Source organism: uncultured Roseibium sp. (genome assembly GCF_947499295.1).
Classification (GTDB): Bacteria; Pseudomonadota; Alphaproteobacteria; order Rhizobiales; family Stappiaceae; genus Roseibium.
Genome location: NZ_CANMNP010000017.1, coordinates 32,372 through 46,555, shown reverse-complemented (window position 1 = coordinate 46,555; position 14,184 = coordinate 32,372). Strand labels below are relative to the sequence as shown.

General features: G+C 55.6%; 13 protein-coding genes. 1 reads left to right on the top strand and 12 read right to left on the bottom strand.

The window, feature by feature from the left end; all coding sequences use genetic code 11:
• Nucleotides 1-69: 69 nt before the first annotated feature.
• The 12 genes from Q0835_RS22765 to Q0835_RS22710 all read right to left on the bottom strand — a co-directional run bounded on the left by Q0835_RS22765 (nt 70) and on the right by Q0835_RS22710 (nt 12,630).
• Nucleotides 70-639 (bottom strand): NADP oxidoreductase, encoded by a 570-nt coding sequence (locus tag Q0835_RS22765; RefSeq protein ID WP_298964559.1) that lies wholly within the window; start codon nt 637-639, stop codon nt 70-72.
• Nucleotides 636-1,364 carry a 2Fe-2S iron-sulfur cluster-binding protein gene (locus tag Q0835_RS22760; RefSeq protein ID WP_298964557.1) on the bottom strand — a complete coding sequence of 243 codons (729 nt, stop codon included), beginning with the start codon at nt 1,362-1,364 and terminating at the stop codon, nt 636-638. The genes Q0835_RS22765 and Q0835_RS22760 overlap by 4 nt, the downstream gene beginning before the upstream one ends.
• Nucleotides 1,361-3,247, bottom strand: a complete 1,887-nt coding sequence (locus tag Q0835_RS22755; RefSeq protein ID WP_298964555.1) for an NAD(P)H-dependent oxidoreductase subunit E — start codon at nt 3,245-3,247, stop codon at nt 1,361-1,363. Before Q0835_RS22755 ends, Q0835_RS22760 begins: the two co-directional genes overlap by 4 nt.
• A gap of 387 nt (nt 3,248-3,634) precedes the next feature.
• Nucleotides 3,635-4,720 carry a hypothetical protein gene (locus tag Q0835_RS22750; RefSeq protein ID WP_298964553.1) on the bottom strand — a complete coding sequence of 362 codons (1,086 nt, stop codon included), beginning with the start codon at nt 4,718-4,720 and terminating at the stop codon, nt 3,635-3,637.
• Between the two features lie 249 nt (nt 4,721-4,969).
• On the bottom strand, nt 4,970-6,127 hold the full coding sequence (locus Q0835_RS22745) for a M56 family metallopeptidase (RefSeq protein ID WP_298822303.1): 1,158 nt from the start codon (nt 6,125-6,127) through the stop codon (nt 4,970-4,972).
• On the bottom strand, nt 6,114-6,509 hold the full coding sequence (locus Q0835_RS22740) for a BlaI/MecI/CopY family transcriptional regulator (protein ID WP_152500094.1): 396 nt from the start codon (nt 6,507-6,509) through the stop codon (nt 6,114-6,116). The genes Q0835_RS22745 and Q0835_RS22740 overlap by 14 nt, the downstream gene beginning before the upstream one ends.
• 135 nt (nt 6,510-6,644) lie before the next feature.
• Nucleotides 6,645-6,923, bottom strand: a complete 279-nt coding sequence (locus tag Q0835_RS22735; protein WP_298822304.1) for a DUF2160 domain-containing protein — start codon at nt 6,921-6,923, stop codon at nt 6,645-6,647.
• Nucleotides 6,923-7,720, bottom strand: coding sequence for a carbohydrate ABC transporter permease (locus tag Q0835_RS22730; RefSeq protein ID WP_298822305.1), 798 nt, complete (start codon nt 7,718-7,720; stop codon nt 6,923-6,925). The genes Q0835_RS22735 and Q0835_RS22730 overlap by 1 nt, the downstream gene beginning before the upstream one ends.
• A gap of 11 nt (nt 7,721-7,731) precedes the next feature.
• Nucleotides 7,732-8,601 carry a sugar ABC transporter permease gene (locus Q0835_RS22725; RefSeq protein WP_298964759.1) on the bottom strand — a complete coding sequence of 290 codons (870 nt, stop codon included), beginning with the start codon at nt 8,599-8,601 and terminating at the stop codon, nt 7,732-7,734.
• Entirely contained in the window at nt 8,598-9,686 is a 1,089-nt protein-coding gene (locus Q0835_RS22720; RefSeq protein ID WP_298964551.1) for an ABC transporter ATP-binding protein, read from the bottom strand. The genes Q0835_RS22725 and Q0835_RS22720 overlap by 4 nt, the downstream gene beginning before the upstream one ends.
• A gap of 12 nt (nt 9,687-9,698) precedes the next feature.
• Nucleotides 9,699-10,763, bottom strand: coding sequence for an ABC transporter ATP-binding protein (locus Q0835_RS22715; RefSeq protein ID WP_298822308.1), 1,065 nt, complete (start codon nt 10,761-10,763; stop codon nt 9,699-9,701).
• Between the two features lie 127 nt (nt 10,764-10,890).
• Entirely contained in the window at nt 10,891-12,630 is a 1,740-nt protein-coding gene (locus Q0835_RS22710; RefSeq protein ID WP_298822309.1) for an ABC transporter substrate-binding protein, read from the bottom strand.
• A gap of 494 nt (nt 12,631-13,124) precedes the next feature.
• On the opposite strand from Q0835_RS22710, the gene Q0835_RS22705 reads away from it, so the two are divergent.
• Complete coding sequence (locus Q0835_RS22705; RefSeq protein ID WP_298964548.1) at nt 13,125-14,183, top strand: NAD-dependent epimerase/dehydratase family protein; 1,059 nt, start codon at nt 13,125-13,127, stop codon at nt 14,181-14,183.
• Nucleotide 14,184: the final 1 nt, after the last annotated feature.

The window sequence follows — 14,184 nt, the reverse complement described above, 5'->3', positions numbered from 1 at the left end:
ACTCTGGTGGGTTGCATCTGTGCGCCGGAAGGCAGGTGGCACTTTCAGAAATGGGGTCACGGCAAGCCGTCAGTCGAACCTGATCATTTCGCGTTCAAAGCCGCGGAACTTTCCGGTCAGCAGTTTGAAGAGCGTGTCGAATATGACGTCGCCTGTCGGTGCACAGCCCGGGATCTGATAGTCGATCTCCACCACTTGGGAGCAGGGATAGACCTCATCGAGCAACAACGGCAAAGCGGGATCGTTCGGCACATTATGGGTTGTATTGCGGATGTATTTCCCGGTGATGTAGGCCTCGTCAAGGCACTCACGCAAAGGCGCATCGGAATGCATGATCGCGTTTCGCATCGCTGGAAGTCCGCCCATGATGGCACATTGCCCAAGCGCGATCAGGATGTCGCAATTCCGCCTGAAATCGTGCAGTACATGCACGTTTTCCTCGTTGCAGCATCCCCCTTCAATAATGCCGATGTCACAGCGCTCGGTGAACCGTTTCTTGTCCGTCAGCGGAGACCGATCGACGTCGACCAGTTTCATCAACTCGATCAGACGCTCGTCAATATCGAGGATCGCCATATGGCATCCAAAGCACCCGGCCAAGGACGCTGTCGCTATGCGGGCCTTGGGAAGTTCGCTCATTTGCGCTTCTCCTCGATCTCATGGCCGATCAATCCCTTGTCGAACTCACGCTCGCCGATCGGGACGGCAAAACCGACGCGTTTTCGGATGATGCACCCCACAGGACAGACTTCGCTCGACATCGCATGATCGGAAACTTGTGCATCCGTATCTGCAAGGTTCTCGCCATTCACGGCTACCCGGCGGTGAATGCCGCGCCCGACATAGCCAAAGACCCCTTTGCCATCGACATCCTGCGAGGCGCGAATACAACGGCCGCAAGAGATGCAGCGATTGGTGTCCAGCGCGATGTCGGGATGCGACGCGTCGAGCGCACGGCATGGCTCCAGATATGGAAACTTGGTGGCCTCGGTCATATCCAGCCGGTACGCCATTGCCTGCAATTCGCAATTGCCGCTGGCCTCGCAGATCGGGCACAGATGATTGCCTTCGTGGAAAAGCATCTCCACCAGATCGCGGCGCATTTTTGTGAGATGCGGGGTTTCGTTTTCGACCGCCTGACCAGGTGCAGCCGGCTGCGTGCACGCTGCAACACTCCGGCCTCCGGCCTTTACGGTGCAGACGCGGCAACTGCCTTGGTGTCGCAACCCCTCATGATCACACAAACGCGGGATATAGACACCTGCGGCGTCGGCAGCTTCCATGACGGTTTGCCCCGCATGGGCCTTGATCTCCACCCCATCGATTGTGAAGGTGAAGCCGGTTTCCTTCTCCGTGCCGCTCATTGGGTGAAATCCTTGTCGAAGATGTAGGAGCGGCGCTTGGCAATCTTGCGTGCGCCATCGATCGCCGACTGAATGTCGAACGTGTCGCGAATGCCATCCTTGCTCGGCTTGGAAACCGCCGCATAGACAAGCGGAAAATTCTTCAGTGTGGACAGGATCGGATTGGGCGACGTCATGCCAAGACCGCAGCGACTGGTCTCTATGATCGTTCCCGACAGATCCTTCAGGTAGTCAATGTCTTCCGGATTGGCGAGCCCCTTCTGAAACTTCTGGATCGCCTTCTGAAGGAAGACGTTACCGACCCGGCAAGGCGTGCAATAACCGCAACTCTCGTGAACGAAAAAGGACATGTAGTATTCAACGATTTCCAGAATGTTCCTTTGTCCGTTGAAAATGATGATTGCACCGCCAGTTGCCAGATCGTCGAAGGTCAGTTTGCGATGGAAACTGTCGCGACCAATCATGGTCCCGCTTGGCCCACCCACCTGAACGGCAGCTGCATCAGCGCCACCAACCATTTCAAGCAATTCCCAGACGGTGTGTCCGTAAGGCAGTTCGTATATTCCAGGGTTCAGACAGTCACCGCACACTGAAAAAAGCTTGGTTCCGTGCGATCCTTCAGTTCCCATTGCGTGAAACCACTTGGCGCCCTGGCCCAGGATACGCGCTGCATGGCAGAAAGTTTCAACATTGTTGACCACCGTCGGGTAACCCAGATACCCGCGGCTTACAGGGAATGGTGGACGTGTCTTTGGTTCGCCCGGCAGCCCTTCGCAGGAACTGATCAAGGCGCCTTCTTCACCGCAGATATAAGCCCCTGCACCAAGCTGCAAACGGATATCGAACTCAAAGCCTTTGACGCCGAGAATTTCTTTGCCAAGCAGACCCCGGCGTCGACGTTCCTCAAGGACCGTTTCCAACAATTCGCGCAGATAAACGTATTCTCCTCGCAGGTATAATATTCCCTCGCGCGCGCCAACTGCCCGCGCCGCTATGGTCATGCCTTCAATGAGAAGATGTGGGCGTTCCGTCAAAAGTACCCGGTCCTTGAAGGTTCCCGGCTCTCCTTCGTCGGCGTTACAAATCACAAAGTGCCTGTCGAGCTTTTCGCTTGCTGCAAAACGCCATTTCCTGCCTGTGGTGAAACCGGCACCGCCGCAACCGCGTAGTCCGCTTTCTTCAACCGCATTGATAATCTGGCTCGGCCTCATGCCAACAGCATTGTTGAGGCCTGCCTCTTCCGGCACGGGCCCAAGCAATACCGCCCCGGCATGCCGAACGTTGTTTTCAACCATCCGCACTGCCCGCTCGTGCGGTGACAGTTCGTTAAAACGGTCGCTGACAAGGCTTTCTGGCGATTGACCTGCCATCAGCGCCTCTGCGGCGGCGCGGGCTGTCTCCGGTGTCAGGCTGGTCAGCATGACATTGTTCACCATGGCCGCCGGCGCTTGATCGCACATGCCTATGCAAGGTGTCGTTTCGAGTGAAAACGCGCCGTCGGCGGATGTGTCGCCGACCTTGATGCCAAGAACCTCTTCAAATGCGGCCACAACATCTTTCAGACCACAGAAGCGGTCGACAATGTCGTCGCACAACCGGATCGTCACCCGTCCTTTCGGAGTCAACGAAAAGAAGGAATAGAAACTCGCAACCCCTTCAACTTCAATGCGCGTGAGATCGGTTTGCGATGCAATCGCATCCATGGTTGCGGGGGCAATACTGCGATAGCGGTCCTGAACGTCGTACAGAATGTCGAGCATTCGATGCTTGTCGTTGCCGAACCTGTCGCATATGGCTGCAATTTCCGCCTGCGGAACAGGAGCCACATTGCAGGATGAAGCAGTGAGGCCGTTGGCGCCGGTGCCATTTCGACCATTGTTCATGGTGAGCTCCCTCGTGATCCGTTCAGGTTCGTTTCCGGCTGGTAAATCGAATTGAACGAACTGCCGCTCGCACGGAATGGTCGCCAAATGGGCGCGTTCAATCGCCAGAACTCCCGATACCTCTACGCTCCCAAAGATGCAGAGAAACGTCTTTGAGCCAGATCAAGATGCACGGAATAGGTGCAGGAAATGCCCTGCAATCGTGGCACAAGCACAATCACAACAGCAAAGCCTCGTAGTGCGAGCGTCCCGGCAGGTTCCGTCAATATGGAAAATGGACGGCAGCAATTTGATCCGCAGACCCAGACGCGCAACGTCGGAGAAGCCTCCGAGCCAACCGGCACGGAACCTTCGCGGTCGCACGGTCTGCGGACATCTTAACCTCAGCTACGATATCAACGTCGCGCGATGAGCCAGTGCTTGCTCGATTGTGTGACGGAAGCGTGCAGCAACCGCCGTATATCCTTCGTCCGTACCGTGTATCTCGTCGTTCCAGTCCGAAACTTCGGGCATGGCACCACGGCAATCGACCAGCCAGACGCCTGTGTTCAACGGGTTTGCCGAAAGTCCGGCCAACATGCCGTAAAGCTCATCCACCAGGTATTTGATCAGATTCCGCCGCAAGGACTGACTGGCAATACCGCGCCTGTCGAGCGGGTCTCCCAACCACTGGTTCTTGTCCGCATATTTGGGATTACGCCGGTCCTTGCCCCCCGTCGGATGGTGCGGATAGGGAAATGCATAATCATAACCGTGAATAACGATCGGCAGATTTCGAAATCCGGGATCCGCTCTGATGTCGGAAATAACCTTTCGGTAGGCCGTTTTCAGAAAGGTCAGCTTGTCTTTCAGAACCGCGTGGTCAATGTGCCCGGCAATGTCTCCGGGATTGCCATTGAACGGCCGGATCAGATCGTAGAGCACGGGTTCACCGGTATCCGGATCGGCTCCGATAATGTCGTTGCCCGCAGCCGAAAACAGGAAAGCGTCAACATGATCGCGCATCTTCCCAAGCGAGCTCATATATTCACGGTGTGCTTTTTTCTCCGGTCCATAGACCATGTTCTCAGCCGTATCACCGGCAGCTCCGACCGAATAAATCAGAAAGTGCCTGTTGAGCTGATCAATCACGTCTTTGATCAAGACAGGGAACTGGAACCAGCTGTCACCTTCAGAAACCAGAACCGGACGGTTTTCACCCGCGTTCAACCGTCTTCTAAACTGGCTCTGCCGACGCCATCTGGCCAGGCGATTGGCTGTGCCCATCGCGTTTTCAAGTTCCTGAAGGTCCGGATCCAGCTCAACTTTTTCAGGATCCGGAGCCAGCACAAGATCGAAGCCGCCCTGGTTTTTCACAACGACCGAATACTTGAGTATCTCCTCTGACTGTTCTGCAAACGCATCCGGATCCAAAGCCGGTTCTTTCAACAAAAGTCCCAAATACTCCTGATAGGAAATTTTCGCCGCAGTCATGCTCAAAGCCTCCCTAATTGAAATCAAAAAACCAAAAGAAATTATTCTACTTATTCTAGCATGACCTTACGTTATACAATCAATTTTCTGCGTGCAACCTTACCTCAATGAGAACTGAAAACTTCTATCGTCAACTGGACGCGCATTCTTAAAAGTGCCGGCCGAGACATTCAGGACGACAACCCAAAGAGCCCGGACCATCAAATGATCCGGGCTCTTTGGATTTAGCGTGGCAAAAGGTCCTGCGAATTACCTTAAGGGTCTTTGACCGAATGTGTTGATCGCTTCCAGACGCTCAAGATTGACGATCGTCGACAACATGAGGCGGTCATGGGTCCAATCAGGCGGTTTCTGAATGGACAGCGCCGTCAGGAATACGACAGCGACCACCGGCAAAACGGCGAGCCCCAGCACACCCCAGTGCGGCCGCACCTGTTTCGTGTCAAGCAAAGCCTCCACGCGCCGGCGCAGTTTCTGCGACGGGGAACGCCTCAGAACCTTGTCCTGAACTTCGATCAATGCAACCGCTGCGATGTCGCCAGTCACACGCTTTGCAGCTTGCTCCTGGCGCTTTTTGAGGCCCGCCTGTGCGGCGCGCAGAAGGCACATGCAGTAGGCCATCACGTCGATACGCTTGTCCTCGGTGACCTTCTGATCGCAAGCCAGTTCGCGCAGACGCTCAACTTCAGATTTCCAGACATAGAAGAACGGATTCCAGAAGAAGAACGGTCGAAGCGTTTCAAGGGCAATTTCCCAGGTGACGTCGCCTTGCCTCACGTGCTGAAGCTCGTGCCGCATCACCAGTTTCAGATCCTCTGGCTGGGTCAGAAGTTCAGACGGTATGACAATGTAGTGGCGCCTCAGCCCTCTTGCGGAAAATGGCACCAGCGCCCAGTCGGACAACAGCAGCTGAACACGACCCGAACGACGCCACTCGTGGCAGTTGGACAGAAACTCTGACAATCGGACAAAGCTCGAAATCAACCGCAGTCCGAAATAGGTGAAACCGGCAAGCAACAGGACAGCGATCGTGCCGCCAATGCCAGGCGAGAAGCTCAGTATGCCTTCGCTGATCTGTCCACGCATGCCTAGAATGGCCTGAAAATCCTGAGCAGGCATGTCAATGCCGCCACGAATGTACTGGGCAACCACCATGTCCGACAGATTGACGCTCGCCGCAGCCGGGACCATCTGAAGCGTTCCCAGGTAGTGATAAAGCGCCGCCGCTGCCGGAGACAGAATGAGAACGGCGAACAAGCCGTTCAGAAGTGCGAGTTGAAGATTGTAGGCAAGCTTGATGCCTGTGCGTGCCATCACCAGTTTTACGACCATCCAGATCAGTGCGGTCACAGCCAGCGTGACATTCAAGTCGATGTAAACATCGAGCATCATGTTAAGTAGCGTCATCTGTCCTCCTCCTGTCCAGTAACGCTCTAATTTCTTCCAGGTCGTCCTCCGAAAACTCGTATTCATCGACAAGCCGGGCTACAAGCGAGGCCGGCGTGCCGTCAAACAGTTTTTCTGACAGATTTCGGATGGAACGAGACTGGTAGGCGTCCTTGGTCAGCACGGGGGAATAGATAAATGTCTTGCCTTCTTTTCGGCTGTCCACGAACCCTTTCTCATCCAGGATCCGCATGATGGTGGCACAGGACGTATAGGCGAGCTTTCTCTCCGACGGCAGACAATCCAGAATGTCGCGCACGGAGCCTTCGCCGATCTTCCAGAGTTCGGTCATGAACTCCAGTTCGACTTCGGTCAAAAACTCGTTGCTTTTACGCTTTCTCATTATGGTCCTGCGCCTATCGCGGAATGGATGTGACTCACAGTGCCTATTCTTGCATCAATCTTTCGCAAATTACTATACTTTTAGTCGATCAAAGATCTTCGCCATGCCCGATACTTTACCGGGCATGGCGATTGTTTAGACCTTCCAGAAGCAGAACACACACCAGGCAAGACTAAGTCCCAACGCCCCCCAGAGCGGGTATCCGATGAGGCCGAGCCATGCCAGGAATATGTAGGCAGCTCCAAGCAGCGTGATGAAAAGGCGATCACCGCGTGTCGTGGTGAGCCCCAGCACCCCCTGGCGCGCGTCACCACCCGGGTACCGGATCTCCAGGAACGTCAGAAAACCGACTGCTGAAAAGATACCGACAAACAACAGGGCAGTCGGCCAGGTCCAGGCCATCCAACCAAGCATTACACCCTCCCCAGGGCAAAGCCCTTGGCAATGTAGTTGCGGACAAAGTAGATGACGATGGCGCCGGGAATGATAGTCAGGGTCCCGGCGGCCGCAAGAAGCCCGAGTTCATAACCGGCGGAGGAAGCGGTTCGGGTCATCACAGCGGCAATCGGCTTGGCTTCAACGGCTGTCAGGGTCTTGGAAAGCAGCATTTCCACCCAGGAGAACATGAAGCAGAAGAATGCGGCCACCCCGACGCCGGACTTGATCGCCGGCAGGAATATCGTCGCGAAGAACCGCGGGAACGAATAGCCGTCGACATAAGCGGTCTCGTCGAGTTCTTTCGGGACACCGCTCATGAAACCTTCCAGGATCCAGACAGCCAGCGGGATGTTGAACAGGCAATGCGCCAGGGCAACAGCGATGTGGGTATCGAACAGACCGACAGCGGAATAAAGCTGAAAAAACGGCAATGCGAAAACCGCGGCAGGCGCCATCCGGTTGGTCAACAGCCAGAAGAAGAGCTGCTTGTCGCCAACGAAGGAATAGCGCGAGAACGCATAGGCCGCAGGCAAGGCCACCAGAACGGAGATCACCGTGTTCAACGTGACGTAAATGATCGAGTTGATGTAGCCCCAATACCAGGTCGGATCCGTGAAGATCTCGATGTAGTTGGCGAGCGTCCAGGTCTGCGGGAACAGGGTGAACCCGGCCAGGATTTCATTGGTCGTTTTGAAACTCATCGCGACGAGCCAGTAGATCGGCAGCATCAGGAAGAGGATGTAAAGCGCGGGAACCAGGCTTTTCATGCGCATGTTGGTTCTCCTCAGGACTTGTTATCGTTCAGCGTCATCAACGTGTAGAACAGCCAGGAGGCGAACAACGTGATGGCGAAGTAGATGAGCGACATGGCAGCTGCGGGACCGAGGTCGAACTGACCGAGAGCGATTTTCACAAGATCGATCGACAGCAATGTCGTTGAGTTGCCCGGCCCACCACCTGTGAGAACGAACGGTTCTGTGTAGATGTTGAAACTGTCCATGAAACGCAGCAGCACCGCGATGGTCAGCACCGTTTTCATCTTCGGCAGCTGAATGAACCGGAAGACCGCCCAGTTGGACGCGCCGTCGATTTCGGCGGCCTGATAGTAGGCGTTCGGAATGGAGACCAGACCGGCATAGGCCAGAAGCACCACCAGCGACGTCCAGTGCCAGACATCCATGACAATGATCGTTACCCAGGCGGCCACCGGGTCCTGGGTCATGTCGTAGGAGATGCCAAGGACGTGGTTCATCGTATATCCGAGCAGACCGATATCGGGCAGCGTGAAAATGTTCCACATGGCGCCGACAACGTTCCAAGGGATCAGCATTGGCAAAGCCATCGTGACCAGACAGAACGGAACCCATGGCCCTTTCTTCGGCATGGCGAGCGCAATTGCGATGCCAAGCGGAACCTCGATGATGAGGATCATGAAGGTGAAGAAGAACTGCCGGCCGAGTGCATTGTGAAAGCGTTCGGACTTCAGAACCTGTTCGAACCAGTCGAGCCCCTGCCAGAAGAACAGGTTGTCGCCGAAGGTTTCCTGGACCGAGTAATTCACCACGGTCATCATGGGAATGAGCGCGTTGAACGCGACCAGGAAAAGAACGGGCGTGACAAACAGCCAGGCACGTTGGTTTTGAGTTTTCATCAGGCACCCTCCCCCGGGCTGCTCGCCAGCCAGCCATCCTTGTAGAGGCGGGTCTGAGATTGTTTGAAGTCAAGCATCACCGCATCACCTGTGCTCGGAGCTTCGCCTTCCAGGATTGCGTGGACCCGGCTGTCATGGGCAACGGCTTCCACCACCTTGTGGCGACCGATATCCGCGACCTTGCGGACCTGGGCGGCAAGACCCGGCCCGTCCTTGGAAACAGACACGAATTCCGGACGAATACCGACCTCTGCCCTGCCGTCGCCGGTGCCCGTGACCGGGCCCTCAAGATTGATCTGCTCACCACCGAAGAATGCTCCGCCGTCCTTGACGTCGCATGGCAACACATTCATGCCGGGTGAACCGATAAAGTGGCCGACAAAGGTGTGTGCCGGACGCTCAAAGAGTTCCACCGGGGTTCCGATCTGCACGACTTCACCATCCTGCATGACCACGACCTGATCGGCAAAGGTCAGAGCCTCTGTCTGATCGTGCGTCACATAGATCATCGTCGCCTTGACCCGCTGATGCAGCTCCTTCAGTTTGGAGCGCAACTTCCATTTCAGATGCGGGTCGATCACGGTCAGCGGTTCATCGAACATGACGACATTGACGTCCTCCCGCACCAGACCACGGCCCATGGAGATCTTTTGCTTGTTGTCGGGCGAAAGGTTTGACGCCCGTGTTCCAAGCATCTCCGTGACTTCCAGCATTTCCGCGATCCCGGTCACGCGGCGTTTGACGATATCTTCGTCACGCCCCCGGTTGCGCAATGGAAATGCCAGATTGTCGTAGACTGTCATCGTGTCGTAGATGACCGGAAACTGAAACACCTGCGCAATGTTGCGTTTTGCGGGCGGCAACGCCGTCACGTCCTGATCATCGAAAAGCACTTGCCCGTCAGAAGGGATGAGCAGGCCTGAAATGATGTTGAGCAACGTGGACTTGCCACAACCGGACGGGCCAAGAAGTGCATAGGCACCACCATCTTCCCACGTCAGGTCGATTTTCTTCAGAGCGTAATCCTCATCGCCAGTCGGGTTGGGATTGTAGCTGTGCCGCAAATTGGAGAGTTTGATCTGTGCCATGAATTCCTCTCCTCAAGCCGCCAGATCGCCGTCAGGCGAAAAGAAGAAGCAATGGCTCGGGTCCAGATAAAACGTATGGACCTCGCCGACGAAATAGGGATGTACGCCGTGCGACAACGACACCCAGGATTGTCCGTGCATGTCGAAGTGGGCGCTGCTTTCCGATCCGCTGAGTTCAGTGACCTGAACATGCCCATCGAGACGGACGCTGTGCCTGTCGCTCTCCACCGGCAACACATGGTTCGGGCGAATGGCGAGCGTATATGGCCCATCCGGAAGACCGGCTGCCCCTCCGGACGCGGTCCAACGAATATCATCGTTCAAAATGATCGTGCCGTCCTGTTTTGTGACCGGCGCTGTGTTGATCGGCGGGTTGGAGAACACCTTGGCGGACTCAAGATCCTTGGGCTTGCGGTATATTTCCGCGGTCGAACCGAATTGAACCACATTGCCATCGCTCATCAGAGCCGTGTTGCCGCCAAGAAGAAGTGCTTCTTCGGGTTCCGACGTGGCATAGACCACGACGGCACCACGCCCGGCAAAAAGCTCAGGCAGCTGATCGCGCAGTTCTTCACGAAGCTTGTAGTCAAGGTTCGCAAGAGGTTCGTCCAGGAAAACAGCATCGCTTTCCTTCACGATCGCCCGCGCCAGCGCGGTGCGCTGTTGCTGACCGCCAGAAAGCTCATGAGGTTTGCGTTTGAGGTAAGGATTCAGTTTCAGCAGCGCCGCTGCTTCTTCCACCCGCCCTTCGATTTCCGACTTTGCAACACCCGATACTTTCAACGGGGAAGCAATGTTGTCGAAGACCGACATATGCGGATAGTTGACGAAAAACTGATGAACCAGGCTGATGTTGCGCTTTTGCGCAGACAGGCGGGATACGTCCTTGCCATTCAGGATGATCTGCCCGGAGGCCAGGCTGTCGAGCCCGGCCATCAGCTTGATCAGCGAGGTTTTCCCGGAACCTGTTTCTCCGAGGAGAACGTTGAAGTGGCCTGGGAGCAAGGTCAGGCTCGTTTCCTTGACATGCGTGATGCTGGCAACGCGCTTGCTGACGTTTTTGAGTTCTAGTGACATGAATAATTGCACCTGCGTCCGGACTGGACTTACCTGCGGCAATCAGTTGCCGCTGCCATCGCTATCGGATCGGTGAAGGACCGGGGCCGCGCCCCGGTCCAGCTTGGTGAGAGACTAAGCTCTCGGCTTAGTTCTGCGACCAGCGGGCAACCAGCTCGTCATAGTTGACGGTTTCGCCCTGCGGCTTCTCGTTGTCGAGCTTGGCCTTCGGAGCACCCGGCTTGGACAGCCACTCGTTCGGATCAGACTCTTCGTTGAGACGCGGACCGCAACCACCGTAGACGTTGGCGCGTTCGTCAGCCTGCTGCATGCGGGCCATGACGATGTCCATTTCTTCTGCCAGTCGGTCCATCGCTTCCTGCGGTGTAAAGGCACCGGAGTTCACGTCACCGATCTGCTGCCACCAGATCTGGGCCAGCTTCGGATAGTCCGGAACGTTGACGCCGGTCGGAGACCAGGCCACGCGATCCGGAGACCGGTAGAACTCGACCAGACCGCCGAGCTTCGGAGCCCGCTCGGTGAAGGACTCATGGTTGACGGTACTGTCGCGGATGAACGTCAGACCAACGTGGCTCTTCTTGGTGTCAACCGTTTTGGAAACCACGAACTGAGCGTAAAGCCAGGCGGCCTTTGCACGATCTTCCGGTGTGGAGTTCAGGATTGTCCAAGACCCCACATCCTGGTAGCCGACCTTCTGGCCTTCTTCCCAATAAGGACCGTGCGGGCTTGGAGCCATGCGCCACAGCGGCGTGCCTTCGTCATCAACGGTGTTGTTGCCTTCGGACTTCGGCTTCACCATGTCGGCGGTGAACGCCGTGTACCAGAAGATCTGCTGGGCAACGTTGCCCTGGCTCAAGGCCGGCAGTGACTGGTAGAAGTCGAAGCTGGCAGCGCCAGGAGGCGCATAGTTGCGCAGCCATTCGTCCCACTTGCGGATCGCATAGACAGCAGCCGGACCGTTGGCAGCACCACCGCGAGACACGGATGCACCCACCGGGTTACATGTGCCTTCTTCCATGCGGATGCCCCATTCGTCGACCGGGATACCGTTCGGCTCACCCTTGTCGCCTGCACCAGCCATGGAAAGCCAGGCATCGGTCATACGCCAACCGAGATCGGGTGCGCGCTTGCCGTAGTCCATGTGACCATAGATCTGAACGCCGTCGACTTCCTTGACGTCTTTGGAGAAGAACTCCGCAATGTCCTCATAGGCAGACCAGTTGACTGGTACGCCGAGATCATAGCCGTACTTTTCCTTGAAGGCCTTCTGCAGGTCTTCACGGTCAAACCAGTCCTTGCGGAACCAGTAAAGGTTCGCGAACTGCTGGTCGGGCAGCTGGTAGAGGTCGCCATCCGGGCCCGTGGTGAACTGGGTGCCCATGAAGTCATCCAGGTCAAGCCCCGGGTTGGTGACATCCTTGGCTGAGCCGTTCATCCAATCCGTCAGGTTGTACGCCAACTGAAGGCGTGAATGAGTGCCGATCAGATCGGAATCGTTGACATAAGCGTCATAGAGGTTCCGGCCCGTCTGCATTTGGGTCTGAACAGCCTGGACCACTTCACCCTCGCCGAGGATCTGATGGTTCACCTTGATGCCGGTGATTTCTTCAAAGGCCTTTGTCAGAACTTCCGACTCGTAAGAGTGTGTCGGAATACCTTCAGACAGAACATTGATTTCCATGCCGTTGAAAGGCTCGGCCGCTTTGATGAACCACTGCATCTCTGCAAGTTGCTCGTCTTTCGACAGAACTGAAGGCTGGAATTCCTGGTCGATCCACTTTTTGGCCGCTGCTTCATCGGCAAAAGCGGACCCTGCTCCCGCAAGCACAGCACCTGCTGCGACTGCGGAGAGTAGATACTTACGCATCTTGATCTCCTCCCATGAGAAAATTTTCGCCGTGTTTATCCGGCTGGACATACTTGGACACACCGTCGCCACGTTGTCAAACTAATTTTTTAGTAGATTTTCATGGGATCTAGAGATCGATACAAGATACTGAAATATATATCTTTTTTAAGCTCATTCCGAACAAGAGCATGCCCGGATCCATCTCATTTTACCGCGAGAGCGACATGCAGTGTGGCACAAATTTGTCGGTAAATGGAGTCAAAAACAAGGTTTCGGTTCTTTCATTTGAATACACAAGCACCTTCAAATTACGCTCATTTTGCAGTGCAAACGAAAAAATTTGAAAACTCTTGTGCTGCTTTATGGATGCACGGTCGATAGTATCGGAACAATCAGCCACCGATTTGCATCGCATGGTTTGCTCCCGATACCGCACCACCTATCTTCTGTTTTAGGAGTTGCGCAAAAAAAGACCTTCCAAACCCAGCCGCGACAGGACCCGAGGCGATATCTTGACACACATACCAACCGACACCCCCGTCCTGGTGACCGGCGCGTCCGGCTATGTCGCCGGCTGGCTCGTGAAGGAGCTGCTTGAAGCCGGCGTAACGGTGCATGCCGCCGTCCGGGATCCAGATGATGCCGAAAAGCTTGCACACCTGACGGCACTCGCAGCGAATTCTCCCGGACGGATCAGGTTCTTCGGGACAGACTTGCTGAGCCAAGGGTCCTATCAGCGGGCCATGGAAGGATGCTCAGTGGTGTTTCACACCGCATCGCCTTTCACGGTGTCTGTCAGGAACCCACAAAAAGAGCTCATCGACCCGGCAGTCAAAGGAACGCAAAATGTCCTTAGGACCGCGCACGAAACACCAAGCGTGAGCCGTGTCGTGGTTACCAGTTCCTGCGCGGCCATCTACACGGACGCCATCGACTGCGAAAAAGCCCCGGGCGGTGTTTTGACCGAAGCGATATGGAACACCACAGCTTCGTTGTCTCATCAGCCTTACAGCTATTCCAAGACACTTGCTGAAAGGGAAGCCTGGAAGCTCGCGCAAGCGCAAGACCGGTACAAACTGGTTGCCGTCAATCCGTCACTCGTCATCGGCCCGTCCCTTGCCAAGAAGCCGACGTCTGAAAGTTTCAACATCGTCCGTCAAATGGGCGATGGGACGATGAAACCGGGTGCACCAAAACTCGGGATCGGCGTCGTTGACGTCCGCGACCTCGCCAAAGCACATGTCGCAGCCGGGTTTCGATCAGACGCAGAGGGCCGTCATATCATCTCGGGTCACAACACCAACATTCTTGAACTCGGTAAGGCGCTGATCCCGAAATTTGGCAACAGCTACCCTGTCCCGCGCAACTCATTGCCGAAATGGATGGTCTGGCTGATTGGTCCGGTTATCAATGACATCTCGAGGAAGTTCATCGCCAACAATGTCAACGTCAAATGGCGGGCGGACAACTCGAAGAGCAAATCGGCACTTGGTGTTACCTATCGCCCCATGCGCGCGTCCATGGAAGACATGTTCCAGCAGATGATCGACGCAGGTGCGTTCAAGAAATAGT